Source organism: Pseudomonas songnenensis (assembly GCF_003696315.1).
In the GTDB taxonomy this organism is placed as follows: domain Bacteria; phylum Pseudomonadota; class Gammaproteobacteria; order Pseudomonadales; family Pseudomonadaceae; genus Stutzerimonas; species Stutzerimonas songnenensis.
On the sequence record NZ_RFFN01000001.1, the window covers coordinates 914091 to 938664 of the forward strand.

A 24574-nucleotide genomic window follows, 5' to 3' on the forward strand; every position below is an offset into this window, starting at 1 on the left:
CTTGTTAGGTCGATCGGGACTGCAAAAAAGGGTGGGCATAATACCCGCTACGCATGACGGGTTAAAGGCTGTTTTGAACAAATTCTGAACAGCGGTCGCCTTATCGCCGGGAGTTTGGATATGACAGTTGTAGGGCGTTGATGCGCTCAGGGCGGAGCGGAAAGGGTCGAGTCGCTATTCCGGCGAATGGAAGCTCAGGCTGTAATTAACGGCCTTGGCGCCGGGGTCGAGGATATCCAGGGCGATGTGGATGGGCACCTGCGGCGGCATTTGCGAACGCCCTGCGAGCTCACCAGAAAGGTATTCGCTGGGCTTGAAACTGCGGCTGGCCAGCAGTTTGCCGTTCAGGTCGGCGAAGCGGATCTCCAGCAGCGGGAACGGTTGCGCGAAAGGGGCTCGGTTGTAGAGGATCGCATCCACCACCAGCGCGCCGGTGAACTCCGGATGGCTGCGTACCACCAGGTTACTGCTCTTGATCTGGTCGATATCGACCAGCGCAGGCAGTTCGCAGCCCAGCGTCGGGCAGATACGCTCGAACCAGGCGCGGTACTGGTGCTGTCGCGACAGCTCTTCGTAGTTGTAGGCGACATACTGTGCGCCCAGGGCAAGCACCGCGAGGAGGTTCAGTGCACCCCAGCCCAGCCAGCGTCCCCAGGGCTTCTTGCGTTCCTGCCAATCCAGTTGCAAGGGCTCGTCGTCGAGTTCGAATAGCGGCTCGCCACGCAGGTCCGGCTCTCGACGCGGTGCGGTTGTGCTGGCTGCATCATTCTCGTTATCGGCGGCAGTCGAAGCGGCAAGCGCTGGCTCAATGCGCTCGCTACGGATCTGTTGGGCCTTGGCCGTCGCGAGCGGCGCGGAGCTTATCGCCAACGGGCTTGGTGGTTGTGGCGATTCAGCTGTCACCGGAGTGAAGTGAATCGCCTCCTCGGGCGAACTGTCCATTGACGGTCCGGCGCCGCGTTCGGCGTTCAGCAGGATCTCTGCCCAGCTTTCATCGTGCTCGGAGGCGGCATTCGCGTTACGGACAATCGGCTCCGATGAGATTTGACGTTCAGATTCCAGGCTGAGCAGGTCGCGTGCGAGCTCGCGCTCCTGTTGCTCCAGCTTGGCCAGCTCCTCGTCCAGATCGAGGCTGTCGAGGTCCAGGTCGTCATGGATCCACAGGGTTTCATCGGATCTTGTGGTTGCGGCTGGCTCGGCGGTACCGGCGACTCCGGCCGTCTGAGGCGTGGCCTGCGTGGCCTCAGGGGCGCTCAGCGGCTGGGTTGGATTCAGTTCATCGCGCAGCAGACGGTGAGCTGCGTTGAAGACTTCCAGGCAGGCGCCGCAACGCACTGCGCCATGGGCTGCGCGCAGTTGGCTGCGGCCGACACGAAAGCGGGTGCTGCAGTTGGGGCACTGGGTGATGAAGCTGGTCATGCGTGTTTCCGCGCGAATGTGCCGGCTAGTCTAGCGTAAGCCAGGCGCAGAGCGGCAGTGGGTCGCGGCGGCTGGCATGCGGGGGTGCGGGCGGAGTCTCAAGCTGCCTCAGTCACGGCGAACGCCACTGATACGTACCCAGCCGTCCTTTTCAGCGGTTGGGTCGAGCTCGAACGCCTCTCTGTAAGCCGCGCGGACGTCTTCCGCTTGCTCGGCCAGGATGCCGGACAGCGCCAGACGGCCGCCAGGCTTGGCCAGAGCAGTGATGCGCGGTGCGAGCGAGACGAGGGGCCCGGCAAGGATGTTGGCGACCACTACATCGGCGGGCTCTTCCGGCAGCTGCTCGGGTAGATACAGTGCGAAACGTTCATCGGCAATGCCATTGCGCATGGCGTTGTCGCGCGAGGCTTCCAATGCCTGCACGTCGATGTCGGTGCCGACGGCGTGCTCGGCGCCCAGCAGCAGGCCGGCAATTGCCAGAATCCCCGAGCCGCAGCCGAAATCCAGCAACGACTGCCCCTGCAAGGACTGCGCATCCAGCCATTCGAGACACAGCGCCGTGGTGGGATGGGTGCCGGTGCCAAAGGCCAGTCCGGGGTCCAGCAGCAGGTTGACGGCGTCAGGCTCGGGTGCCGCGTGCCAGCTAGGGACGATCCACAGGCGGCGACCGAAGCGCATCGGCTGGAAGTTGTCCATCCAGCTGCGCTCCCAATCCTGATCCTCGATCACCTCGATCTGATGCTCGGGTAGCTCACCGCCACGCAGCAGTCGCAGATGGGCAAGCAAGGCGTCTGGATCGGTATCGGCTTCGAACAGTGCCAGCAGGTGCGTATGCGACCACAGCGGCGTGGTGTTGAGATCCGGCTCGAAGATCGGCTGATCTTCGGCGTCCATGAAGGTCACGGAAACCGCGCCCACGTCCAGCAGCTGGTCTTCCAGGGCTTCGGCCTGATCGGGGGTGATGGCGAGTCGGATCTGCAGCCAGGACATGGAAGCCTCTCGAGTGGGGTCGCGGTAAAGGCCGGCAAGCTTACTGGAGGCGGCGTGTTGCGGCCAGCGTGGGCGGTTTGGTGCCGAGCCGTAGAAACGACAGAGGCCGCCCGAAGGCAGCCTCTGTAGTACAGCGCCGAGCGGGGCTCAGTGCTTGTCCATACCCAGTTTCTTCTCCAGGTAATGGATGTTCACGCCGCCCTTGCAGAAGCCGGGATCGCGCACCAGATCGCGGTGCAGCGGGGCGTTGGTCTTGATGCCGTCGACGATCAGCTCGTCCAGTGCGTTGCGCATGCGGCCCATGGCTTCGTCACGGTTGGCACCGAAGGTGATCAGCTTGCCGATCAGCGAGTCGTAGTGCGGTGGAACCGAGTAGCCGTCGTACAGGTGCGAGTCGACGCGCACACCGTTGCCGCCTGGCGCGTGGAAGTGCTTCACCTTGCCCGGGCTGGGCATGAAGGTGCGCGGATCTTCGGCATTGATGCGGCACTCCACGGCATGGCCGCGGATGACCACATCTTCCTGCTTGATCGACAGCTTCTGGCCGCCACCGATCAGCAGCATCTCCTTGACGATGTCGATGCCGGTGACCATCTCGGTAACCGGATGTTCGACCTGAACGCGCGTGTTCATCTCGATGAAGTAGAAGTTGCCGTCTTCATAGAGAAACTCGAACGTGCCGGCGCCGCGGTAGCCGATGTCGATGCACGCCTTGACGCAGCGGGCCTGGACCTTGCGGCGGGCTTCTTCATCGATCAGCGGGGCTGGGGCTTCCTCGATCACCTTCTGGTGACGGCGCTGCAGCGAGCAGTCGCGGTCGCCAAGGTGGATGGCGTTGCCCTGGCCGTCGGCCAGCACCTGGATTTCCACGTGGCGTGGGTTGGTGAGGAATTTCTCGAGGTAGACCATCGGGTTGCCGAAGGCTGCGCCGGCTTCGTTGCGGGTCAGCTTGGCCGAGGCGATCAGATCCTCTTCCTTGTGCACCACGCGCATGCCGCGACCACCGCCGCCACCGGCGGCCTTGATGATCACCGGGTAGCCCACTTCACGGGCGATGCGCAGCGCTTCCTTTTCGTCTTCCGGCAGTGGGCCGTCAGAACCCGGAACGGTCGGCACGCCGGCCTGCTTCATTGCGTCCTTGGCCGATACCTTGTCGCCCATCAGGCGAATGACGTCGGCGGTTGGGCCGATGAAGGTAAACCCGGACTTCTCCACCTGTTCGGCGAAGTCGGCGTTCTCGGCGAGGAAGCCGTAGCCGGGATGGATGCCGTCGGCGCCGGTGACTTCGGCAGCGGCGATCAGCGCCGGGATGCTCAGGTAGGACTTGGCAGAGGCGGCCGGGCCGATGCAGACGGACTCGTCGGCCAGCGACACGTGCATCAGGTCACGGTCGGCAGTGGAGTGCACCGCCACGGTCTTGATGCCCAGTTCCTTGCATGCGCGCAGAACTCGAAGGGCGATCTCGCCGCGGTTGGCGATCAGTACTTTTTCCAACATCGCTGGCTCTCCGCGGTTCAAACGATGGTGAACAGCGGCTGGTCGTATTCGACCGGCTGACCATTCTCCACCAGGATGGATTCGATGGTGCCGCTGATCTCGGCCTCGATATGGTTCATCATCTTCATGGCTTCGACGATGCAGAGGATGTCGCCCTTCTTCACGCTCTGACCGACTTCGACGAATGCCTTGGATTCCGGCGAGGATGCCCGGTAGAAGGTGCCGACCATCGGCGAGCGGACCACGTTGCCGTTCAGCTTGGGCGCAGCCGGAGCAGCGTCAGCGGCCGGGGCGGCAGCCGCTACCGGAACGGGAGCTGGTGCGGCCGGAGCCTGGGCGTAGATGGGCTGCTGCATCGCGACCTGCTTGCTGTGGCGGCTGATGCGTACCGACTCTTCACCCTCGTGGATTTCCAGTTCGTCGATACCGGACTCTTCCAGCAGTTCGATCAGCTTTTTGACTTTGCGAATATCCATGAAGCATTGACTCCGAGGTAAGTTCAAAGGGCATTGCTGCTCGCTTCTTCAAGACACGACGCCGTGCGTGCGGGTCCCTCAGGAAGCAGCGAGTTGTTCCAGGGCGGCCTCCAAGGCCAGCCGGTAGCCGCTGGCGCCAAGGCCGCAGATCACACCCACCGCGATATCGGAAAAGTAGGAGTGATGGCGGAAAGGTTCACGCTTGTGCACGTTGGACAGATGCACTTCGATGAATGGGATGCTCACGGCCAGCAACGCGTCACGTAATGCGACGCTGGTATGCGTGAATGCCGCGGGATTGATCAGGATGAAGTCGACACCTTCACTGCGAGCGGCGTGGATGCGCTCGATCAGCTCGTACTCGGCGTTGGATTGCAGATGCAGCAGGTGGTGTCCGCGATCACGGGCAAGCTGTTCGAGATTCTGGTTGATCTGCGCCAGCGTCACTGCGCCGTAGACGCCTGGTTCGCGGGTGCCGAGCAGATTCAGATTCGGCCCGTGGAGGACCAGAAGCGTGGCCATTGATGTTCCTTGTTTTTCTGGATGCGCTGGCCGGCCAATGGCGGCTGGGTCGCGAAGGGGAAAAACTATGCCCCAAGCGAGGGCTGACTGTCCAGTCATGTCTCAATCGAGGGAAATGCCCGCATTATGTCTGAAGATTGCCGCAATCATTCCATCCGGAAATGAGCGCTTGGCTTGCCGCGGGCGAGGCGGGGCAGCTTCGTCTGCTGACTAGAGTCCTGCGGCGGCCCGATCCAGCCGCTCGGCGAAGCCGGAGGCGTCTATTTCGCCGACTACGCGGACATCGGCCATCTCGTTACCGCTGCGATCGAAGAACAGGATGGCGGGGGGGCCGAACAGCTTGTAACGGTCCAGCAAGCTGCGTTGGGCTGCGTTGCTTTCGGTGATATCGAAGCGGATTAGACGATAGTCGGCCAGGCGCGGCGCTACCTTGGCATTGGCGAAGACTTCGCGTTCGATCACCTTGCAGCTGATGCACCAGTCGGCATACCAGTCCAGCATCAGTGGTTGGCCGGCAGTGCGGGCCGCGGCCAATTGTGCGTCGAGCTCCGCCGGCGTGGAGATCGTGTGCCAGCCTTCGCTGGCCGCGCTGCTTGGCGCTGCCCCGCCAATGGCATGCGGTAGCGGGCGAAGCGGGTCCGAGCCACCCTGCAATGCGCCGATCCAGGCCGCCAGCGCATAGACCAGCAGTACCAGGCCGGCGAGTTGGGCGAGCTTTTGCCGTGGTGTCTTGCTGGTGAGCTCAAGCGTGCCGAGAAAGACCGCGCTGCCGGCGGCCAGCAGACCCCACAAAGCTAGCGCCAGCGGGCCAGGCAGTACGCGTTCGAGCATCCAGACGGCGACTGCTAACAGGAGCACGCCGAATACGTTGCGCACGCTGATCATCCAGGGGCCGCTCTTGGGCAGCAGGGCACCGCCGCCGGTGGCGAACAGCACCAGTGGCGCGCCCATCCCCAGCCCCAGGGCGAACAGCTTCAGGCCTCCGCCCAGCGCGTCGCCACTGGCGCTGATATACAGCAGTGCGCCGGCCAGTGGCGCTGAGACGCAGGGCGATACCAGCAGGCTCGATACCGCGCCAAGCAAGGCGGCGCCGGTGAACGAGCCCCCCCGTGCATTGCCGGCGAGACGGTCGAGCCGGCTGGCGAGTGCCTGCGGCAGGCGCAGCTCGAACAGGCCGAACATCGCCAGAGCAAACGCGACGAAGAACAGCGCAAACGGGACCAGAACCCAGGGCGATTGCAGGCGCGCTTGCAGGTTCAGCTCTGCCCCGAACACCCCCATCAGCGCGCCAAGCAGGGCGAAGCCGCCGGCCATGGGCAGTACGTAGGCCAGCGAGAGCAGGAAGCTGCGCATGCCACCCGGCTGATCACGCAGCACGACGCCGGTGAGAATGGGCAGCATTGGCAGGACGCAGGGCGTGAAGGTCAGTCCCAGCCCGGCGAGAAAGAACAGGGCGATCGACTTCCAGGAAAGGTCACGCTGGCTGGTCTGGCTGCCGGCGCCAGTGGTCGCTGATGCGGCCCCGTCGCCAATCGGCAGCGACTCGGTTTCCGGCGGGTAGCACAGCCCCTTGTCGGCGCAACCCTGATAGGACACCTGCAGAACGAAAGGGCGGTTGTCCGGGTTGGTGACTGGTACGTCGATATCGACGATGCCGTAATAGGCTTCGATCTCGCCGAAATAGTCGTCGACCTTGGGCACGCCATCGGGCAGCTTCGCCTCGCCAAGCGTGACGTTCGGTTCGCTGGTCTGGAAGGCAAAGCGGTGCCGGTAGAGGTAGTAACCGTCCGCGGCGACGAAGCGCAGCGTGACCCGTTCAGGGGTTGCTTCGATCAGGCTCAGCCGGAAGGCTTCGCGCACCGGCAGGAAGTCGCCACTGTTGTTCAGTGCGCCGCCGAGGGTTGCGCTGGGCTTGCTGTCGAACAGGCCGGCGTTGGCGGGTAACACAAAGAGCAGGAGCAGCAGACTCAGCAGGCGAAGCATGGCGATCTCACGGTAAAGCTGTGGCGGCATGATAACCAAGCGCGGGTCTCGGCGCCCGCGTTCAACTGTCGCTCTGCCGATCAGTTTGCAACCAGATGCTCCCCGCCTGTTCGGCGACATCCAGCTGGCGTAGCGCCTGTCCGGCACAGGGCCCGGCCACGCACTCGCCGGATTCGATGAGAAACAGTGCGCCATGGGTCGCGCATTGCAGCAGGCTGCCACTGTCGTCGAGAAATTGGTGTGGTTGCCATTCCAGGGGCACGCCGCGGTGGGGGCAGCGATTCTCGTACAGGTACGGCTGGCCATCCCTGCGAACCGCGATCACCTTCAGGTCGCCGACAGTGAAGCCGCGACTCTGTCCTTCGAGCAGTTCGGATGTCGCGCACAATCGGATCATCATGTCCTCCCCCTGAGGCGGCGATTATCGCCCAGCTAGCTGTCATGTGCAGCCGGATCGCCTTCTTCGGGCTGGCGGCGCTCGCAGCACGCTCTTATCCTTCGCCGCTCATACCGCTTGGCGAAGCACTCCGATGGGTAGTCTGGTTCCTGCGCGCTTGCTGTTTGTCGTACTCGCTCTGTTGCTATTGATCGCAATCTGGCTATCGCTGGCCCTGGGGCCGCTGAATCTGGCGCTGGGTGATAGTCTGGCGGCTGCGTTCAGGCTGCTTGGCGCGCCAATCGAAAGGGCCGGGCTGGAGCAGGCGGAGCTGGTCCTTGCGCAGATTCGCCTGCCGCGGACGCTGCTGGGTTGTGCCGCCGGCGCGGTGCTCGCCCTTTGTGGGGTGGCGATGCAGGGCCTGTTTCGCAATCCGCTGGCCGATCCGGGGCTGGTCGGGGTGTCCAGCGGCGCAGCTCTGGGGGCCGCAGTTGCGATCGTCGGAGCCACATTCGTCCCGGGATTGCCGCTGATCTGGGAGCCCTACCTGTTGTCGGCGTTCGCCTTCATCGGCGGGCTCGGCGTTACGCTGCTGGTCTATCGCCTGGGGCGGCGCGATGGCCAGACTCATGTCGCCACCATGTTGCTTTCCGGTATCGCACTCACGGCCCTCGCGGGTGCGGTGGTCGGACTGTTCACGTATCTGGCCGACGACCGGACGTTGCGCTCGCTGACCTTCTGGAACCTGGGCAGCCTCAATGGCGCCAGCTACGCGCGGTTATGGCCGCTGCTGCTGATCACGATCGCTGTGGCGTTCTGGCTGCCGCAGCGGGCCAAGGCGTTGAATGCGCTGCTGCTGGGTGAGTCGGAAGCGCGCCATCTGGGCTTCGATGTCGAGCGCATCAAGCGCGAGCTGGTCGTCTGCACCGCGCTGGGAGTCGGTGCAGCGGTCGCGGCGGCCGGTTTGATTGGCTTTGTCGGGTTGGTCGTGCCGCATCTGATGCGCCTGCTGGTCGGGCCCGATCATCGGCTGCTGTTGCCGGCATCGGCGCTTGCCGGCGCCAGCCTGCTACTGCTTGCCGATGTCGCCGCTCGACTGGTGATTGCGCCTGCCGAGCTGCCGATCGGCATCGTCACGGCACTGCTCGGTGCGCCGTTCTTCCTTTATCTACTGCTGCGTGAGCGCGTCTGATGCTGGCTGGCAATGATCTTACGATACGGCGTGGCGCGATCACCGCCTTGCAGGGAGTATCGCTGCAGCTGCGGCCAGGGCAGGTGTTCGGTGTGCTCGGGCCGAATGGTGCTGGCAAGAGTACGTTGCTCGCGGCGCTGTCCGGTGAGCTCGTGCCATCCGCGGGTCATGTCGTGCTGCAGGGGCGGGCACTCGCTGACTGGCCGGACCTGGAGCGCGCGCGCTGTCTGGCGGTGTTGCCGCAGAGCTCGACGCTCAATTTCGCCTTCCGCGTCGCGGACGTGGTGGCCATGGGGCGTCTGCCTCACCGCACCGGACGTCGGGCCGATACTGCCATTGTCGAAGCGGCGCTTGCTGCGGCGGACGCACAGCATCTGGCCGCACGCAGCTACCTCAAATTATCGGGCGGTGAGCGCCAGCGGGTCCATCTTGCCCGAGTGCTGGCGCAACTGTGGCCGGGCGGGCCGGGGCGCGTGTTGTTGCTCGACGAGCCCACCTCGATGCTCGACCCGGCTCATCAACACAGCATTCTCCAGACGGTCAGAGGCTTCGCTGCGCAGGGGGGGGCGGCTATGGTCATTCTGCATGACCTGAACCTGGCGGCGCGCTACTGTGATCGGATTCTGCTGCTCAAGGACGGCCGTCCTCATGCGGAGGGCGTGGTCGACGAAGTGTTGCGTGCCAAACCGCTGGAGGCGGTGTTCGGCCTGGACGTGCTGGTGCAGCGCCATCCCGAACGCGGTCATCCGCTGATCATCGCCCGTTGAGGAGGCTCGTCGTGCGCATTGCTCTGTTGCTGATATTGGGATTGCTTGCGGGTTGCCAGGCATTGCCGCCACTGCCCGAATGGCAAAGCCCCGAGGGCCGCGATCATCCCGACCTTGGCGTGATCGTCGATCTCCGTCGCGGCATAGCAGTAACGCCCGCCCAGCTCGTGGCGAGACTGCAGACACACGAAGGTCTACTGATCGGCGAGCGCCACGACAATCCGGATCATCACGCCCTGCAGCTCTGGCTGTTGCAGGCGCTTGCGCAGGCGCGTCCGCAAGGCAGCCTGTTGCTGGAGATGCTCGAGCCCGGGCAGCAGGCACGAGTCGATATGGTGCGCGGGGATTTGGCGGAGGGTCGTGCGGACGACGATCTGACAAAGGCGCTTGGCTGGCAGAAGGGGTGGGACTGGAATCTGTACGGGCCGCTGGTCCGTTATGCGCTTGTCCAGCCTTATCCGCTGTTGCATGCCAACCTGGGCCGTGAGGAGATCATGTCGATCTACCGTGCTGCGCCGGCACTGGCTGGGCGCGCGTCCGCTACCGCTGCGGTGCGGGATGCCTTGCTGGCGCAGATCGAAGTCTCCCATTGTGGAATGCTGCCCGCGACGCAGTTGCCAGCGATGCTGGCGGTGCAGCAGCAGCGTGATCGACGCATGGCCGAGCGGATGATTGCAGCACCCAAACCCGCAATGCTGCTCGCGGGCGCGTTCCATGTGCGGCGTGATTTGGGCGTGCCGCTGCATATCGAGGATCTGGCTGGGGAGCCGGTTGGTGTGCTGATGCTTGCCGAAGTGGGCGAGACGGTGTCCGCCGCTCAGGCCGATTACGTCTGGTATACACCGGCGCAACCGGAGCAGGATCATTGCGAACAGCTGCGCCAACCGCGCAATTGAATGGCTCGCTTTTATGCAGGCAAAAAAAGACCCGGCAGAGCCGGGTCAAAACCGTGATTAGCCTGATGAGGAGATAACCTGAAGGATCGACTGCCTGAGCCTTCAGCTATCGGCTGACCTCGCGATCAGTTGCGATAATAATAACAATTCTCATTTCTGTGTCAACAGGCTTTCGTAAGAAAATTGTGCGGCGCTGCTGCCGGCATTCAGACGGCAACGTTGACACGAAGGTGGGTGACCTCCTTGTTCAGCAGGTCGATGCGCCGCGCCATGCTCTCGATGAGGCTGTGAGCGATGCGCGGATTGCTTTGCGTCAGACCGAGGAACTGCTCCTTCGGAATGACCATCACCGTGCAAGGCTCGCTGGCCACCACCGTTGCGCTACGCCGCTCGCGGGTGAAGACCGCCATGGCGCCGAAGATTTCGTCCTTCTGGACGTCGCCGACCTTCTGCCCGTCGACGATCGCCTCGGCGTGGCCCTCGATGATGATGAACACGTTGTCCGCCTCGTCGCCCTGGCGAATCAGTTCTTCCCCCACGGCAAAATGCTTGAACCCGGTGGATGGCCGGATTTCCGGTTGCTTGAGCCGCGCCAGCGCGTCACCTAGCAATGCGGTATGGCCGATCAGGTACTGGATGAACAGCTCCTGACGGTGAGCATCGGCATGGATATGCTGAAACGCGGCACTGCGCGAATAGGGAATCAGGCTGATCGGCTCGTCACTACAATAGCGGCACTCGGGCAGGTCGCCGGATTGGCGCAAGCCAACCAGATCGCCCTCTTGAAGATAGAAAAGCGCCTTGCCGTCGATCAGGGCGTGCAGCAGGCCCGTTTCGATGACGAAGAGTTGCTGTGCCGGCAGCTCGGCGCAGAGGTCATCGGTGTGCTTGAGCTCAAGGTTCGGGCCCGATGGCTGCAAACCTTCCAGCAGCTGTGAGGGGATTGTTTGCAGACGGTTGATCAGGCGATCGGCGTACGCCGGTTGCTCCCCGAGTAAATACATATCGGTAATCCTTGAACGAACGGGCAGGCGATTGGCAGGGTCACGTCGGCGCACAATAGGGCTTGTGACGTGATCGAGTAAATCTCGCCGAGCGGAGGATGTGAGCCAGCTCTAGTTGTCGCCTCCGTCGCATAGACTTCGATTGAGTTGTTCCTTCAGCGGCGCGGGCAATTGTTGCCAGGGCACGTCGCGCAATGCGCCTTCGATGGCATACAGCAACACCTTGGAGGCACCGAAGCCGCGCGACTTCACCGCGCGATAGGAGCTTACCGCGCCGAGTCTTCGCAGGTCGGCTGCAGTATGGATGCCCGATGCGTGCAACCACTGCACCGAGGTCTTGCCCAGATTGCGGAGCGAAAGCAGTTCGTCGTGCATGGCGGCATCCTTGCGGTGCTAGCGGTTGGGGAAGCCTGTCAGCAAGTGTAGCGGCCAGCGCACGGGTCGCCGCCGATCAGCTGGACCCCAGGTCGAGGACAGCGCGGCTTCGATCTCGGCAACCGGATCCTGCCCGTGCCGCTTCTGCCATTGCTTGACCGCCGACCAGGTGCGCAGATAGCCAACCAGCTCGGCGAATTCCCAATCAGCCTCAAGGGAAAACGCCGGGCATTCGATAGGTGCGAAAGGCGCCTGGATATCGCGATAGCCAGCATCTACGCTGGCCCGGCCCGCGGGCCAGTAACCCGCGAGGGTCTCGCCATAGAGCTTCTGGATGAGGGCGTCGACCGCGGGGGTCACCTCCAGCAGGCTGTAGCACCACGCGCAAAACAGGCCGTGCGGCTTCAGCGCGAGCCGCACCTGGGCGAAAAAGTCCGGTGTGGCGAACCAGTGCAATGCCTGGGCGACCACCAGCAGATCGAGCCTTCCACTCTGCACGGGCAGGTGCCCGGCATCGGCAACGAAGCGTTGCACGTCCGGCCAGTCATTCGCTGCGTTCAACTGTTCGGCACTGGCGTCGCACGCCAGGACATGGCGGAAGTAGCGTGTCAGCGGAAAGCTGGCTTGCCCGTTGCCAGCTGCGAGATCCAGGGCGGTATCGGTCGTCGCGCACTGGTCTGCTAGCCAGGCGAAGAGCGCCTCGGGGTAGGTTGGACGGAAGCGCGCGTAGTCATCGGAACGGCTGGAGAAGAGCTGAACGCTTTCGCTGGCCGCCCCGGAGGAACGTGTTTCGCTGGCAGGCATATCGGTCATCCGCGATTGGGATACCGGAGTATAGAAGCACCGCCGCGCTCTGCCGGCGGCGGTGCCTGGCGGTCAGAGGCCGGGCAGGTGTTGACGGATGCTCGCCACCAGCTCGTCGAGGCTGCCAGCATCCTGTGTATCCACCCGGCGGCTGTGCAGGCGCTCGCTTTCGCTCAGGGCTTCACGGCTGGCTTGCTGCGCGTGCACCACCTCCATCGTCGCATCGGATGGGTCAAGCCCTTCGGCCTGACGCTGCGCCAGCCACTGGGCGATCACCGCATCGGGTGCCTGGCAGTCGAGGATGAGGAACGGCACTCCGGTGGTTTCCGCCGCCTGCCAGGCGTCCTGGCGTTGCTGCCGTTTCAGGTACGCGGCGTCGATCACTACGGAGAAGCCTGCCTGCAGCGCGGTGGTCGCGAGCTGGTGCAGATGCCGATAGGTCGCATCGCTGGCCTGCTGGGTATAGATGCCGGTATCGAGCTGGCCCTGCTGTTCTTGGGGTTGCTTCCCGTGCAGCCGCTTGCGTTCGACATCCGAGCGCAGGCGTATCGCACCCAGAGCCTCGACCAGGCGCAGTGCAACGTGGCTTTTGCCCACGGCTGAAACACCATGGGTGATGGCAAGAAAACGCGAGGGTATGGCGCTGTAGCTCTCGGCCAGGTTCGCATAGCTGCGGTACTGACGCACGATCACCTTGCGCTGAACTGCGTCCTGCTCCTGATACAGACGGAACAGGCTCACCTTGGCGCGAACCAGCGCGCGATAGGCCTTGTACAGATTCAGCAGTGCCAATGCTGCGTAATCGCCGGTGTGTTCCAGCCAGCCGTTGAGGAAGCGGCGCGCCTGGCATTTCAGGCCGCGATCCTCCAGGTCCATGGCGAGAAACGCAGCGTCCGAGGCGACATCGATCAGGCGGAACGGCTCGTTGAATTCGATGCAGTCGAACAGGACGACATTGCCATCGATCAGCGTGGCGTTGCCCAGGTGGAGGTCGCCGTGACACTCACGGATAGATCCTTGCTGGCAGCGTTGCTCGAGCAACGGGCGCAGGCGCTGGATGCTGGTTTCGGTCCAGTCCTCGAGCGCGTCCAGCTGGCGCAGGTCCGCCGCCTCGCTGAGCAATGGGCGAATCTGCTCGAAGTTCTGCCGCATCGGCGCAACGACTGCGTCGGCGTTGCTCAGGGCATGGCCGGCAGGTACCTGCGGGGTGCTCTGGTGAAAGCGGGCAATCTGTTCGGCCAGGGCATCGATGTGCGCGTCCGTGAGCTCCCCGCGCGCCTGCAGCTCGGCAAGCAGTTGGGTCTGCGGGAATTCACGCATCTTCAGCACGTATTCGAAGGGCTCGCCTGTGCCGTTGAGTTCGGGTGCGTCTGGTGATCCGCTTATGGGCAGGACCTCCAAATACAGATCCGGCGCCATGCGCTGATTGAGCCTCAGCTCCTCCTCGCAGAAATGCTTGCGCGAGGCGACATCGGTAAAGTTGAGGAAGCCGAAGTCCACCGGCTTCTTGATCTTGTAGGCGTATGTGCCGGTGAGGATTACCCAGGAGATATGGGTCTCGATGACCCGAAAACCCTCGGTGGGGTGCGGGTACAGGGCAGGATTCTGCAGGGCGGCGATCAGTGCTTGGCTCACGGTCATTCCTTGTTGAAGTTCTTGAGCGGGGGCGTGCGAGTCCACTGCGAAGCAGTCCACACAGTCGAAAAGTCGCCGGCATTATGGCCGCTGTGCGTTGCGCTGCAAACCGCTGAGAGGCCGTCGGTCCGCTGCAGCAAAGTGCGTATAATGCGCCGCCATGACTAAACCTCGCTCCCCCCGTACACGCTCCAGACGCCGCTCCGCTGGCGCTCGCCCCTGGTTGGGCTGGGCGGTAAAACTGTCCATTGTCGGCCTGGTGATCCTGGCTGGTTTCGCTATTTATCTCGATGCCGTGGTGCAGGAGAAATTCTCCGGCAAGCGCTGGACGATTCCCGCCAAGGTCTATGCCCGGCCGCTGGAGCTGTTCGTCGGGCAGAAGCTGGACAAGAACGACTTTCTCGCCGAGCTGGATGCGCTGGGCTACCGCCGCGAGCGCGCCGTGAGTGGTCCTGGCGGCGCATCGGTCGCCGGCAACGACATCGAGTTGCATACCCGTGGCTTCCAGTTCTATGAGGGTGCCGAGCAGTCGCAACGACTGCGGGTGCGCTTTTCCGGCGATTTCGTCGCCGGCCTCAGTGCTGGCAATGGCGGCACGCTGCCGGTCGCGCGCCTGGAGCCGGTGCTGATTGGCGGGCTGTATCCGGCGCACAACGAGGACCGCATTCTGATCAAGCTGGATCAGGTGCCGCCCTACCTTGTGGAGACGCTGGTCGCCGTGGAGGACCGGGAGTTCTTCAATCACTTCGGTGTATCGCCCAAGTCCATCGCGCGTGCCGTCTGGGTCAACCTGACTGCTGGCCAGGTTCGCCAGGGCGGCAGTACGCTGACCCAGCAGCTGGTGAAGAACTTCTACCTGACCAACGAGCGCAGCCTCAATCGCAAGGCCACCGAGGCGATGATGGCGGTGCTGCTGGAGCTGCACTACGACAAGCAGGAGATTCTCGAGGCCTATCTGAACGAGGTTTTCCTTGGTCAGGATGGCCGTCGCGCCGTGCATGGCTTTGGCCTGGCGAGCCAGTACTTCTTCGGCCAGCCGCTGGCGGAATTGAAACTGCCGCAAGTGGCACTTCTGGTAGGCATGGTCAAAGGACCGACCTACTACAATCCGCGCCGCAACCCGGAAAGAGCGCTGGAACGACGCAATCTGGTTCTCGACTTGCTGGCCGAGCAACAGGTGGTCAGTCCCGAGGAGGCGGCCAAGGCCAAGCAGGCGCCGTTGGGGGTGACCCAGCGCGGTAGTATGGCGGACAGCTCCTACCCGGCCTTTCTCGACCTGGTAAAGCGCCAGTTGCGCGAGGATTATCGGGACGAGGACCTCACCGAGGAGGGCCTGCGCGTCTTCACCAGTTTCGATCCTATCCTTCAGCTCAAAGCCGAACAGGCCATGAGCGAAACGCTCAAGCGGCTTGGCAAGAGCACCGAAGGTGTCGAAGGCGCGATGATCGTGACCAATCCCGAGACCGGCGAGATTCAGGCCATGCTGGGCAGCCGCCAGCCGGGGTTCGCAGGATTCAATCGGGCACTGGACGCGTCGCGCCCGATCGGCTCGCTGATCAAGCCGGCTATTTATCTCGCCGCCCTGGAAAAGCCTAGCCAGTACACGCTGACGAGCCTGCTCGAAGATGAGCCGTTCTCGGTCAAGGGCGCCGACGGGCAGGTCTGGAAGCCGCAGAACTACGGGCGTCAGGCCTATGGAACGGTCTACCTGTATCAGGCGCTGGCCAACTCCTACAACCTTTCCACGGCGCGGCTCGGGCTCGATCTGGGCGTGCCGAACGTGTTGAAGACGCTGGAACGGCTGGGCGCCTCGCCGAAGTGGCCAGCTTACCCGTCGATGCTGCTCGGCGCGGGCGGTTTGCGGCCGATCGAAGTGGCCGACATGTACCAGACCCTGGCCAACGGCGGTTTCAACACGCCGCTGCGCGGCATTCGCAGTGTACTGACAGCCGATGGCGAGCCTCTCAAGCGTTATCCGTTCCAGATTCAGCAGCGCTTCGATCCGGGCGCGATCTACCTGACCCAGTACGCCATGCAGCGCGCGATGAGCGAGGGCACCGGACGATCCGCCTACAACCGCCTGCCGCGGTCACTCAATCTTGCCGGCAAGACCGGAACCACCAATGACTCGCGTGACAGCTGGTTCGCTGGTTTCAGCCAGGATCTGCTGGCGGTGGTCTGGCTGGGCCGTGATGACAACGGCAAGACGTCGCTGACCGGCGCGACCGGCGCACTGCAGGTCTGGACCGACTTCATGCGTCGGGCCGATCCGCTGCCTCTGCAGATGCCGGTGCCGGACAACGTGACGTACGCCTGGGTCGATGCACGCAGCGGCCTGGGTACGGACGAGCGCTGCCCTGATGCCGTGCAGATGCCCTATATTCGCGGCAGCGAACCGGCTCCCGGGCCTGGCTGTGGCATCCAGGCGCCGGCCGAATCAGTCATGGATTGGGTGCGTGGCTGGCTGCAGTAATTGCCGGCCTGATTGCATCTCGTGTTTTTCTTGTGGAGAGGTCTGAATTGGTGAACAAGCAGTGGATGGCTGTTGTTACGGCGGTGGTGCTGATCCAGGGCTGCGCCACGGTCGATCGTCGTTCGATCCCCGTAGTGGATTCGGGCGCTCCGGTATCCGAAGAGGTGGCTGCCCGCCAGGGCTATCGTGCGCCGCCAGCTCCGACGACTGCAGCACCGAGGCAGCAGCAGGAGGACTCGGGAGTGGTCGTGATGGTGCCGCAAGGCAGTTCCGCACCGCTTGAGACCTTCGCTGCGCCCGATGTGCCGTTTGCCGGTTCAGGTGGGGCGACGGGTGCGAATCAGCCCGCCTGGCAGCCGGCGCCGTCGATCTCGGCGCCGGCCAGCACCCCGCAGCCGAGCATGCCCAGCGGCATTCCTCGTGCCGGGAGCGGTCTGGCTGCCGACGAGCAGCTCGACGGCCCAGTGCTCGCGCTGCTTACGACGGCTCAGCAACAGCAGGGCGGCGGTGATCTGAACGGCGCGGCCTCCAGCCTCGAACGCGCGCAGCGGATTGCACCACGTGAACCGCAGGTGCTTTATCGTCTCGCCCAGGTTCGACTGGCCCAGGGAGACGCCACTCAGGCCGAACAGTTGTCGCGTCGCGCCCTGAGCTATGCAAGTGGGCGTCCAGCCTTGCAAGCGAGCCTCTGGGAGCTGATCGCGCAAGCGCGGGAGCGTCAGGGGGATAGCGCGGGTGCCGCGCAGGCGCGTGAGCGCGCCAAGGTCAGCCTGTGATGGATCGGCGCCTGCCTGCGGTCGCGCAGCAACTGCTGTTGATCGAGCGTGAGCTGCGGGTGCTGGGGCTCTGGGGTATCGAGCCTCCGACTCCGGATGCGCTGGCCAGTGTCGAGCCGTTCTGCGTGGATACGCTGCGGTTCGAACAGTGGCTGCAATGGATATTCCTGCCGCGGATGAAAGCCATCGTCGAAGCCGATCTGCCTCTGCCCGCTGCCTCTGGAATCTGCGCGATGGCTGAGGTGGTTTACCGGGAGGCGAGGGTGCTAGGTCTGCTTGACGCGTTGCGCGACTTCGATGCGCTGATCGAGTCACCCTAGGCAGCGGCGGGATATCACGCCGCTGGCCGTGCGTCTGCTCAGTTGCAGTTTTCGGCGATCTTGTCGCGGGTCTCGTTGATGCGCGATTGCCGCTCTTCCTCGGTTAGCCGCCGGGTTTCACCGTTGTCCTCGACGCGCACGCGTGGGTTGTTCTGCAGCTGTGCCAGGTTGGTGCGCATGCTTTCGCAGTAGCGCTTGCGTTCGGCCTCCTGCGCGGCGACCTGCTGCTTCACCTTGCGGTCGATGCTGCTCTGGTCAGCATCAGCCTCCTCCTGTGCTGGAGGTTGCGGTGTTGCCGCCGATTTCGCTGGCGCCGTTACAGTATTGACGGTTTCCACCTGCTGGCCCTGAGGCGGTTGTGCACCGAAATGCGTAATCCCTTGAGCGTCTACCCATTTGTAGACCTGGGCGGCCATGACGTTGCCGCAAAGCGCCAGTAGCAAGCCGCCCGCAAGAAACCTGAATCGCATGCTGTTACCTTCGTTGAAATCGGAAACCGGTGGTCACTATACCCAAAAGCCGGCTCGCCGCTTCTGCACCCTGTCACAGCTCAAGTTGCTCAAACACAACGGCAAGCTTGACTTGCTGGTGCCGAATCCGAACAATTCGAAGCTTGCTGTCCTGAGTCGCCTCGCCGCAAGCGATACCGGCTCAGTCTAGACAGACATGAGGTGCTACCCGCGCCGACCTGCATCACCCGCAACGCGTTACCTCGCGCTGGGTGGAGAGCCCGCGACACCAGGGTCTCTTCCAATACTGGCTCAGTCAGTGGCTGACGTAGTCGGCGACCACCGTCGCTCATGCCCTGCTGGCAGTAAACCTATTTCTGGCGGCTCCGACTTGGAATCGCTATCTGGCGTTTCAGAGGTGAACAACGTGGAACTCTTATCCGGCGCTGAAATGGTCGTCCGCTCCCTGCGTGACGAAGGCGTTAAGTACATCTACGGGTACCCGGGCGGTGCCGTTCTGCATATTTACGATGCGCTTTTCAAGGAAAAGGCCATCGAACACATCCTGGTTCGTCACGAGCAGGCCGCTACACACATGGCCGATGGCTATGCGCGCGCGACTGGCAAGGCCGGGGTGGTGTTGGTGACGTCTGGCCCTGGCGCGACAAATGCCATCACCGGTATCGCCACTGCCTTCATGGACTCGATCCCGATGGTGGTCATCTCCGGTCAGGTGCCGAGCACCATGGTAGGCACCGACGCCTTCCAGGAAACCGACATGATCGGTATCTCCCGACCCATCGTGAAGCACAGCTTCATGATCAAGCATCCTTCGGAAATCCCCGAAGTGATGAAGAAGGCATTCTATCTCGCCGAGTCTGGCCGCCCTGGGCCGGTTGTCATCGACATTCCGAAGGACATGACCAACCCGGCCGAAAAATTCGAATACGTCTATCCGAAGAAGGCCAAGCTGCGTTCGTACAGCCCGGCCGTGCGTGGGCATTCGGGCCAGATTCGCAAGGCGGCGGAACTGCTGCTGGGCGCCAAGCGGCCGATCATCTACGCCGGTGGCGGCGTGATTCTGGGCAAGGCCTCGGCGCAGCTGACCGAGCTGGCGAAGATGCTCAATCTGCCGGTAACCAACACCCTGATGGGCCTGGGGTGCTTTCCCGGCAGCGACCGCCAGTTCGTCGGCATGCTCGGCATGCACGGCAGTTACACCGCCAACCTGGCGATGCATCACTCCGACGTGATCCTGGCGGTTGGTGCCCGCTTCGATGACCGCGTGATCAATGGTGCGAGCAAGTTCTGCCCGAACGCCAAGATCATCCATATCGATATCGACCCGGCGTCCATCTCCAAGACCATCAAGGCGGACATCCCGATCGTCGGTCCTGTCGACAGCGTGCTCACCGAGATGGTCGCTATCGTCAAGGAGATCGGTCAGGCGCCTAATGCCGAGACCGTGGCCAGCTGGTGGAAGCAGATCGACGAGTGGCGCGGTAATGGCCGGCTGTTCCCCTACAACGAGGGCGATGGTTCGATCATCAAACCGCAGGCCGCCATCGAGGTGCTCTGCGAGGTGACCAAGGGCGAGGCCTATGTCGCCTCGGACGTTGGTCAGCATCAGATGTTCGCCTGCCAGTACTACAAGTTCGACAAGCCCAACCGCTGGCTCAACTCGGGCGGCCTCGGCACCATGGGCTTCGGCCTGCCGGCAGCCATGGGAGTGAAGCTGAACTTCCCCGAAGCCGACGTCGCGGTGGTGACGGGTGAGGGCAGCATCCAGATGAACATCCAGGAGTTGTCGACCTGCCTGCAGTACGACCTGCCGGTGAAGATCATCAACCTCAACAACGGTGCGCTGGGCATGGTTCGCCAGTGGCAGGACATGGTGTACAACAGCCGCTACTCGCACTCCTACATGGAGTCGCTGCCGGACTTCGTCAAGCTGGCCGAGGCCTATGGTCACGTCGGAATGCGCATTACCGACCTCAAGGACCTCAAGCCGATGATGGAAGAGGCGTTTGCCATGAAGGATCGTCTGGTCTTCCTGGATATCGCTGTCGATACCGCCGAGCACGTCTATCCGATGCAGATCAAAGACGGTGCAATGCGCGACATGTGGCTGAGCAAGACGGAGCGGACCTGATCATGAGACACATCATCTCCCTGCTGATGGAAAACGAACCGGGTGCGCTGTCTCGTGTGGTCGGCCTGTTTTCGCAACGCAACTACAACATCGAAAGCCTCACTGTGGCGCCGACCGAGGACCCGACCCTGTCGCGTCTGACGTTGACCACGGTAGGGCATGAAGAGGTGATCGAGCAGATCACCAAGAACCTCAACAAGCTGGTGGAGGTCGTCAAGCTGGTAGACCTGTCGGAGAGCGCTCACATCGAACGTGAACTGATGCTTATCAAGGTCAAGGCCACCGGCGCCCAGCGTGCCGAGGTCAAGCGCACCACCGATATCTTCCGTGGGCAGATTGTCGACGTGACTACCAGCGTCTATACGATTCAGCTCGCCGGAACCAGTGACAAGCTGGACAGCTTCATTCAGGCCGTGGGCACCGCTTCGATCCTGGAAGTGGTGCGCAGCGGTGTCACCGGGATCTCCCGCGGTGACAAAGTACTGAGTATCTAACGGCTGTAGGGCACGTCGCCATTCCAGTCAGCACCGTTTTATCGATGGCCACGAGGCCGGCAACAGGGGTAATTCATGAAGGTTTCTTACGATAAAGACTGCGACCTCTCCATCATTCAGGGCAAGAAGGTCGCCATCATCGGTTACGGCTCACAGGGTCATGCACATGCATGCAACCTGAAAGATTCCGGCGTCGACGTAACCGTTGGTCTGCGTCCGGGTTCGTCGTCGATCGCCAAGGCCGAGGCCCATGGCCTGAAAGTCAGTGATGTGCCGGCCGCTGTTGCCGCCGCCGATCTGGTGATGATCCTGACTCCTGACGAGTTCCAGGGGCGTCTGTACAAGGACGAGATCGAGCCGAACCTGAAGCAGGGTGCGACTCTGGCCTTCGCCCATGGCTTCTCGATCCACTACAACCAGGTTGTGCCGCGCGGTGATCTGGACGTCATCATGATCGCCCCCAAGGCTCCGGGTCACACCGTGCGCTCCGAGTTCGTCAAAGGCGGCGGCATCCCCGACCTGATCGCGATCTATCAGGACGCTTCCGGCAATGCCCGTAACGTTGCTCTTTCCTACGCTTGCGGCGTCGGCGGTGGCCGTACCGGCATCATCGAAACCACCTTCAAGGACGAAACCGAAACCGACCTGTTCGGTGAGCAGGCTGTTCTGTGTGGCGGTTGCGTTGAGCTGGTCAAGGCTGGCTTTGAAACCCTGGTCGAAGCTGGCTACGCGCCGGAAATGGCCTACTTCGAGTGCCTGCACGAGCTGAAGCTGATCGTCGACCTGATGTTCGAAGGCGGCATCGCCAACATGAACTACTCGATCTCCAACAACGCCGAGTACGGTGAATACGTGACCGGCCCTGAAGTCATCAACGCCGAGTCCCGCGCCGCCATGCGTAATGCCCTGAAGCGCATTCAGGATGGTGAGTACGCCAAGATGTTCATCACCGAAGGCGCTGCCAACTATCCGTCCATGACTGCCTACCGTCGCAACAACGCGGCGCACGGTATCGAAGTGGTCGGCGAGAAGCTGCGTGCCATGATGCCTTGGATCGCAGCCAACAAGATCGTCGACAAGAGCAAGAACTGATCGTTCTCCTGCTCACGAAAACGCGGCTTCGGCCGCGTTTTTTCGTTCTGCCTGCCCGGCTTCTGGTATAAATCGCGGGTTTGGCCAGGCTGAACCGCAGGTCCATCGGCCTGGTCGAAATCTATCCGTACCTGTTGTAGAAGGTGAATGCGCATGAGTGGACAACCCGAAGAGCCGAACAAGCCAGTCGAGCCAGAGAGCATTCTGCCGATCGACGAGCATGTCGAGGAGATCCAGGAGCCCGACGGTCGCAAGGTGCGCCACCGTGGCATTTATCTGCTGCCGAACCTCTTCACCACTGCCAACCTGTTCGCAGGGTTCTTTTCGATCATCACGGCTATCAACGGCAACTTTTATGTAGCAGCAGCGACGGTCTTCGTTGCCATGGTGCTCGATAGCCTGGATGGGCGGGTGGCTCGCCTGACCAATACGCAAAGCGCCTTCGGTGCCGAGTACGACTCGCTCTCGGACATGGTGGCGTTCGGGTTGGCGCCGGCGGTGTTGGCTTATGAGTGGGCATTGTCCGAGTTGGGCAATGTCGGTCTCACGGTTGCCTTCATCTATGTCGCCTGTGCAGCGCTGCGGCTTGCCCGTTTCAATACGCAGATCGGCAAGGTGGACAAACGCTGGTTCATCGGCCTCGCAAGCCCGGCTGCGGCAGGGGTCGTCGCCGGTTGGGTCTGGGCTGTCTGGGCCTTGGATGAGGTAGGTATCCGTGGCGTCGATCTGCCGCTGGTGCTGGTCATGTTGTTTGCGCTGATGGTTGCTGCCGCGGGTCTGCTCATGGTGAGCAACATCAAATACCACAGCTTCAAGGATCTCGATCTGAAAGGGCGCGTTCCGTTCGTTGCCATTCTTGTGGTCGTGCTTGTGTTTGCCGTCGTGTTCAGTGACCCGCCGCGCATTCTCCTGCTGATATTCCTTGCGTATGCGGCTTCCGGCCCTGTGCAATACCTGATGCAGCTGCGTCGGCGCAAACGCGTCGAGGGTTGATTTTGGCTCCGGCTGCGCGTATTGCTCCAGAGGATCAATACGCGGAGCTTCTCCATGCTCATCAGGATTCCCGCCTCCGGCGAATGCCGCGAGTCTGACGTAACGCCCGAGGCGGCTTATCTGAGTCGCCGTCAGCTGCTTCGTGGCGCCATACTCTCCGGTGCTGTTGTCGGTCTGCCTTCTCTGGCAATTGCTTCCGAGCGCTATCCCGGCGTTACCGCAGAGCCTGCTCCGACCTGGTTCGCTGACAAACTTGCTAGCGCCCGCTGGCAAGCTGTCGTACCGGACGGCGAACCTGTCACGCCATATGCGGATGCCACGTCGTACAACAACTTCTACGAGTTCGGCCCGAACAAGGGCGATCCGGCGCGCCATGCTTCAGCGCTAAAGGTTGAGCCTTGGACTGTGCTGGTTGATGGTGATGTTGAGCGGCCCGGGCGTTACTCGCTCGAAGATCTGTGTTCGGAGGCTCGGCTGGAAGAGCGCATTTATCGACTGCGTTGTGTGGAAGCCTGGTCGATGGTCATTCCTTGGTTGGGCTTTCCTCTGGCGGACCTAGTGAAAAGAGTCCAGCCGCATTCAGCCGCCAAGTTCATTCGTTTCGAGACGGCATACCGACCCGAGGAAATGCGCGGAACTCGCTCAGGGTTTGCGCTGATCGACTGGCCCTATGTCGAAGGGTTGCGAATGGATGAGGCCATGCACCCGCTGACGTTATTGGCTGTCGGCATGTATGGCCGCACGCTGCCTAACCAGAACGGTGCGCCGTTGCGGCTGGTGGTTCCTTGGAAATACGGATTCAAGAGCATCAAGTCGATTGTGCGCATCAGTTTCGTACGTGACCAGCCGGCGACCACCTGGCAATCGATGGCGCCGGAGGAGTACGGCTTCTATGCGAACGTCAATCCCAAGGTGTCCCATCCCCGCTGGTCACAAGCCCGCGAGCGCCGGCTGCCAGGGAGTCTCTTCAACACAAATGTTCAAGACACGTTGCTGTTTAACGGCTATGCCGAGCAGGTCGCAGGCTTATACGGCTCGATGGATCTGGGTAAGGATTACTGATGCGCTACCGCTGGTGGCGGTTGGTCGTCTTCGCGTTGACCTTAAGCGTCCCGTTGTACTGGCTGTATCTGGCCTGGCAGTTCGCACTCGGGCCGGATCCGGGGAAAGTACTGGTTGATAACCTGGGGCAGGGTGCGCTGGTGCTGTTGCTGTTGACGCTTTCGATGACGCCCCTGCAGCGGCTGACCGGGTGGGGCGGCTGGCTCGCGGTCCGCCGACAGCTCGGCCTCTGGTGTTTTACCTATGGGTTCCTACATCTAGCCAGCTATCTATATTTCCTGCTTGGGGGCGAATTATGGCGCCTAGGTGGGGAGCTGGTGGAGCGGCCTTATATTCTCGTGGGAGCGTTTGGCTTCTCCGGTTTGGCAATCCTGGCCATGACCTCTTCCCGGTGGAGCATGCGTCGTCTCGGGAAGCGCTGGAAAGCGTTGCATCGATTGATCTACCCCATCGTGATCATCGTGCTGTTGCACATGCTTTGGGTCGTTAGGTCGGACTCGGCGCGCTGGTTTCTCTATGCCGGTATTGCGACGGTGTTGCTGCTGTTGCGCGTTCCTCTGATGGCTATGACTCTTGCTTCGGTACGAGGCAGAATTAAAGCCCGAACAAACCTGAAATAACCGGTTGACGTTAGTTTTCAGGCTCCTATCATGCGCACCACTTCCGGCGCAGTCCTTAAGCAAAACCTCTTGTAAATCAAACGGTTAGCTAAATAAAAGGGTTGCACGGATGGCGAATTCGAGTAGAATGCGCCGGGCTGACAGGGTGGTGGTTGAGCTCTGTTGGTAGCTTCGGTCAGGTTGGTCGGAAGCGGTTGAAAGAGGTGG

At 62.4% G+C, this 24574-nt stretch carries 24 protein-coding genes; 12 read left to right on the plus strand and 12 right to left on the minus strand.

Going from position 1 to position 24574, the window contains the following annotated elements; translation table 11 throughout:
• Positions 1-174 precede the first annotated feature (174 nt).
• The 7 genes from EA798_RS04220 to EA798_RS04250 all read right to left on the minus strand — a co-directional run bounded on the left by EA798_RS04220 (position 175) and on the right by EA798_RS04250 (position 7284).
• Positions 175-1419 (minus strand): DUF3426 domain-containing protein, encoded by a 1245-nt coding sequence (locus EA798_RS04220; protein WP_122098146.1) that lies wholly within the window; start codon positions 1417-1419, stop codon positions 175-177.
• A gap of 108 nt (positions 1420-1527) precedes the next feature.
• Positions 1528-2409, minus strand: a complete 882-nt coding sequence (gene prmA / locus EA798_RS04225) for a 50S ribosomal protein L11 methyltransferase (protein WP_122098147.1) — start codon at positions 2407-2409, stop codon at positions 1528-1530.
• 147 nt (positions 2410-2556) lie between these two features.
• Positions 2557-3906: an acetyl-CoA carboxylase biotin carboxylase subunit gene (gene accC / locus EA798_RS04230; protein WP_015275919.1), complete on the minus strand. Its 1350-nt coding sequence runs from the start codon at positions 3904-3906 to the stop codon at positions 2557-2559.
• Between the two features lie 17 nt (positions 3907-3923).
• Complete coding sequence (gene accB, locus EA798_RS04235; RefSeq protein ID WP_122098148.1) at positions 3924-4382, minus strand: acetyl-CoA carboxylase biotin carboxyl carrier protein; 459 nt, start codon at positions 4380-4382, stop codon at positions 3924-3926.
• A 78-nt stretch (positions 4383-4460) separates the two neighbouring features.
• The gene (gene aroQ, locus EA798_RS04240) at positions 4461-4904 is read right to left on the minus strand and encodes a type II 3-dehydroquinate dehydratase (protein WP_106157760.1); all 444 of its coding nucleotides are present in this window, start codon (positions 4902-4904) and stop codon (positions 4461-4463) included.
• A 210-nt stretch (positions 4905-5114) separates the two neighbouring features.
• Positions 5115-6917: a protein-disulfide reductase DsbD gene (locus EA798_RS04245; protein WP_122098149.1), complete on the minus strand. Its 1803-nt coding sequence runs from the start codon at positions 6915-6917 to the stop codon at positions 5115-5117.
• Between the two features lie 31 nt (positions 6918-6948).
• Complete coding sequence (locus EA798_RS04250) at positions 6949-7284, minus strand: Rieske (2Fe-2S) protein (RefSeq protein ID WP_106157762.1); 336 nt, start codon at positions 7282-7284, stop codon at positions 6949-6951.
• 187 nt (positions 7285-7471) lie between these two features.
• On the opposite strand from EA798_RS04250, the gene EA798_RS04255 reads away from it, so the two are divergent.
• The 3 genes from EA798_RS04255 to EA798_RS04265 are packed head-to-tail and all read left to right on the plus strand — an operon-like array spanning position 7472 to position 10118.
• On the plus strand, positions 7472-8455 hold the full coding sequence (locus EA798_RS04255) for a FecCD family ABC transporter permease (RefSeq protein WP_167462890.1): 984 nt from the start codon (positions 7472-7474) through the stop codon (positions 8453-8455).
• A gap of 47 nt (positions 8456-8502) precedes the next feature.
• Complete coding sequence (locus EA798_RS04260) at positions 8503-9222, plus strand: heme ABC transporter ATP-binding protein (RefSeq protein WP_420849506.1); 720 nt, start codon at positions 8503-8505, stop codon at positions 9220-9222.
• Between the two features lie 11 nt (positions 9223-9233).
• Entirely contained in the window at positions 9234-10118 is an 885-nt protein-coding gene (locus EA798_RS04265; protein ID WP_122098152.1) for a ChaN family lipoprotein, read from the plus strand.
• A gap of 206 nt (positions 10119-10324) precedes the next feature.
• Here EA798_RS04265 and EA798_RS04270 read toward each other — a convergent pair whose 3' ends face one another.
• From EA798_RS04270 to EA798_RS04285, 4 genes are all read right to left on the minus strand, one after another.
• Complete coding sequence (locus EA798_RS04270) at positions 10325-11122, minus strand: Crp/Fnr family transcriptional regulator (protein WP_106157766.1); 798 nt, start codon at positions 11120-11122, stop codon at positions 10325-10327.
• Positions 11123-11233: 111 nt separating this feature from the next.
• On the minus strand, positions 11234-11497 hold the full coding sequence (locus tag EA798_RS04275) for a TfoX/Sxy family protein (protein ID WP_106157767.1): 264 nt from the start codon (positions 11495-11497) through the stop codon (positions 11234-11236).
• An 18-nt stretch (positions 11498-11515) separates the two neighbouring features.
• Positions 11516-12301, minus strand: a complete 786-nt coding sequence (locus EA798_RS04280; RefSeq protein ID WP_122098153.1) for a class I SAM-dependent methyltransferase — start codon at positions 12299-12301, stop codon at positions 11516-11518.
• A 72-nt stretch (positions 12302-12373) separates the two neighbouring features.
• A complete protein-coding gene (locus EA798_RS04285) occupies positions 12374-13936 on the minus strand; it encodes a bifunctional aminoglycoside phosphotransferase/ATP-binding protein (protein WP_122098180.1) in 1563 nt (520 codons plus the stop codon).
• Between the two features lie 160 nt (positions 13937-14096).
• Between EA798_RS04285 and mrcB the strand changes: the two genes are divergently transcribed.
• The 3 genes from mrcB to EA798_RS04300 all read left to right on the plus strand — a co-directional run bounded on the left by mrcB (position 14097) and on the right by EA798_RS04300 (position 17505).
• A complete protein-coding gene (gene mrcB, locus EA798_RS04290; RefSeq protein WP_106157770.1) occupies positions 14097-16409 on the plus strand; it encodes a penicillin-binding protein 1B in 2313 nt (770 codons plus the stop codon).
• A gap of 65 nt (positions 16410-16474) precedes the next feature.
• On the plus strand, positions 16475-17185 hold the full coding sequence (locus EA798_RS04295; protein WP_122098181.1) for a tetratricopeptide repeat protein: 711 nt from the start codon (positions 16475-16477) through the stop codon (positions 17183-17185).
• A complete protein-coding gene (locus tag EA798_RS04300; protein ID WP_122098154.1) occupies positions 17185-17505 on the plus strand; it encodes a YqcC family protein in 321 nt (106 codons plus the stop codon). The genes EA798_RS04295 and EA798_RS04300 overlap by 1 nt, the downstream gene beginning before the upstream one ends.
• A 38-nt stretch (positions 17506-17543) precedes the next feature.
• Here the strand turns inward: EA798_RS04300 and EA798_RS04305 are convergent, their stop codons facing one another.
• Entirely contained in the window at positions 17544-17975 is a 432-nt protein-coding gene (locus tag EA798_RS04305; protein WP_122098155.1) for a DUF4124 domain-containing protein, read from the minus strand.
• A gap of 406 nt (positions 17976-18381) precedes the next feature.
• Here EA798_RS04305 and EA798_RS04315 point away from each other — a divergent pair, with 406 nt between their 5' ends.
• The 6 genes from EA798_RS04315 (at position 18382) to msrQ (ending at position 24367) form a co-directional block, all read left to right on the plus strand.
• Complete coding sequence (locus EA798_RS04315; protein ID WP_003279877.1) at positions 18382-20106, plus strand: acetolactate synthase 3 large subunit; 1725 nt, start codon at positions 18382-18384, stop codon at positions 20104-20106.
• A gap of 2 nt (positions 20107-20108) precedes the next feature.
• Complete coding sequence (gene ilvN / locus EA798_RS04320) at positions 20109-20600, plus strand: acetolactate synthase small subunit (RefSeq protein ID WP_003279875.1); 492 nt, start codon at positions 20109-20111, stop codon at positions 20598-20600.
• A 75-nt stretch (positions 20601-20675) separates the two neighbouring features.
• Positions 20676-21692, plus strand: coding sequence for a ketol-acid reductoisomerase (gene ilvC / locus EA798_RS04325; RefSeq protein ID WP_015275936.1), 1017 nt, complete (start codon positions 20676-20678; stop codon positions 21690-21692).
• 153 nt (positions 21693-21845) lie between these two features.
• A complete protein-coding gene (gene pssA, locus EA798_RS04330) occupies positions 21846-22685 on the plus strand; it encodes a CDP-diacylglycerol--serine O-phosphatidyltransferase (protein ID WP_106157774.1) in 840 nt (279 codons plus the stop codon).
• A 54-nt stretch (positions 22686-22739) separates the two neighbouring features.
• A complete protein-coding gene (msrP, locus tag EA798_RS04335) occupies positions 22740-23747 on the plus strand; it encodes a protein-methionine-sulfoxide reductase catalytic subunit MsrP (RefSeq protein WP_122098157.1) in 1008 nt (335 codons plus the stop codon).
• Positions 23747-24367 (plus strand): protein-methionine-sulfoxide reductase heme-binding subunit MsrQ, encoded by a 621-nt coding sequence (gene msrQ / locus EA798_RS04340; protein WP_122098158.1) that lies wholly within the window; start codon positions 23747-23749, stop codon positions 24365-24367. Before msrP ends, msrQ begins: the two co-directional genes overlap by 1 nt.
• Positions 24368-24574 lie beyond the last annotated feature (207 nt).

Coding starts and splice junctions, on each gene's coding strand:
- ilvC (WP_015275936.1), top strand. CDS start 20,676: ATGAAGGTTTCTTACGATAAAGACTGCGACCTCTCCATCATTCAGGGC.
- accB (WP_122098148.1), bottom strand. CDS start 4,382: ATGGATATTCGCAAAGTCAAAAAGCTGATCGAACTGCTGGAAGAGTCC.
- EA798_RS04270 (WP_106157766.1), bottom strand. CDS start 11,122: ATGTATTTACTCGGGGAGCAACCGGCGTACGCCGATCGCCTGATCAAC.
- aroQ (WP_106157760.1), bottom strand. CDS start 4,904: ATGGCCACGCTTCTGGTCCTCCACGGGCCGAATCTGAATCTGCTCGGC.
- EA798_RS04305 (WP_122098155.1), bottom strand. CDS start 17,975: ATGCGATTCAGGTTTCTTGCGGGCGGCTTGCTACTGGCGCTTTGCGGC.
- ilvN (WP_003279875.1), top strand. CDS start 20,109: ATGAGACACATCATCTCCCTGCTGATGGAAAACGAACCGGGTGCGCTG.
- EA798_RS04300 (WP_122098154.1), top strand. CDS start 17,185: ATGGATCGGCGCCTGCCTGCGGTCGCGCAGCAACTGCTGTTGATCGAG.
- EA798_RS04250 (WP_106157762.1), bottom strand. CDS start 7,284: ATGATCCGATTGTGCGCGACATCCGAACTGCTCGAAGGACAGAGTCGC.
- msrQ (WP_122098158.1), top strand. CDS start 23,747: ATGCGCTACCGCTGGTGGCGGTTGGTCGTCTTCGCGTTGACCTTAAGC.
- EA798_RS04245 (WP_122098149.1), bottom strand. CDS start 6,917: ATGCCGCCACAGCTTTACCGTGAGATCGCCATGCTTCGCCTGCTGAGT.
- mrcB (WP_106157770.1), top strand. CDS start 14,097: ATGACTAAACCTCGCTCCCCCCGTACACGCTCCAGACGCCGCTCCGCT.
- EA798_RS04275 (WP_106157767.1), bottom strand. CDS start 11,497: ATGCACGACGAACTGCTTTCGCTCCGCAATCTGGGCAAGACCTCGGTG.
- accC (WP_015275919.1), bottom strand. CDS start 3,906: ATGTTGGAAAAAGTACTGATCGCCAACCGCGGCGAGATCGCCCTTCGA.
- EA798_RS04295 (WP_122098181.1), top strand. CDS start 16,475: ATGGCTGTTGTTACGGCGGTGGTGCTGATCCAGGGCTGCGCCACGGTC.
- prmA (WP_122098147.1), bottom strand. CDS start 2,409: ATGTCCTGGCTGCAGATCCGACTCGCCATCACCCCCGATCAGGCCGAA.
- EA798_RS04220 (WP_122098146.1), bottom strand. CDS start 1,419: ATGACCAGCTTCATCACCCAGTGCCCCAACTGCAGCACCCGCTTTCGT.
- msrP (WP_122098157.1), top strand. CDS start 22,740: ATGCTCATCAGGATTCCCGCCTCCGGCGAATGCCGCGAGTCTGACGTA.
- pssA (WP_106157774.1), top strand. CDS start 21,846: ATGAGTGGACAACCCGAAGAGCCGAACAAGCCAGTCGAGCCAGAGAGC.
- EA798_RS04280 (WP_122098153.1), bottom strand. CDS start 12,301: ATGCCTGCCAGCGAAACACGTTCCTCCGGGGCGGCCAGCGAAAGCGTT.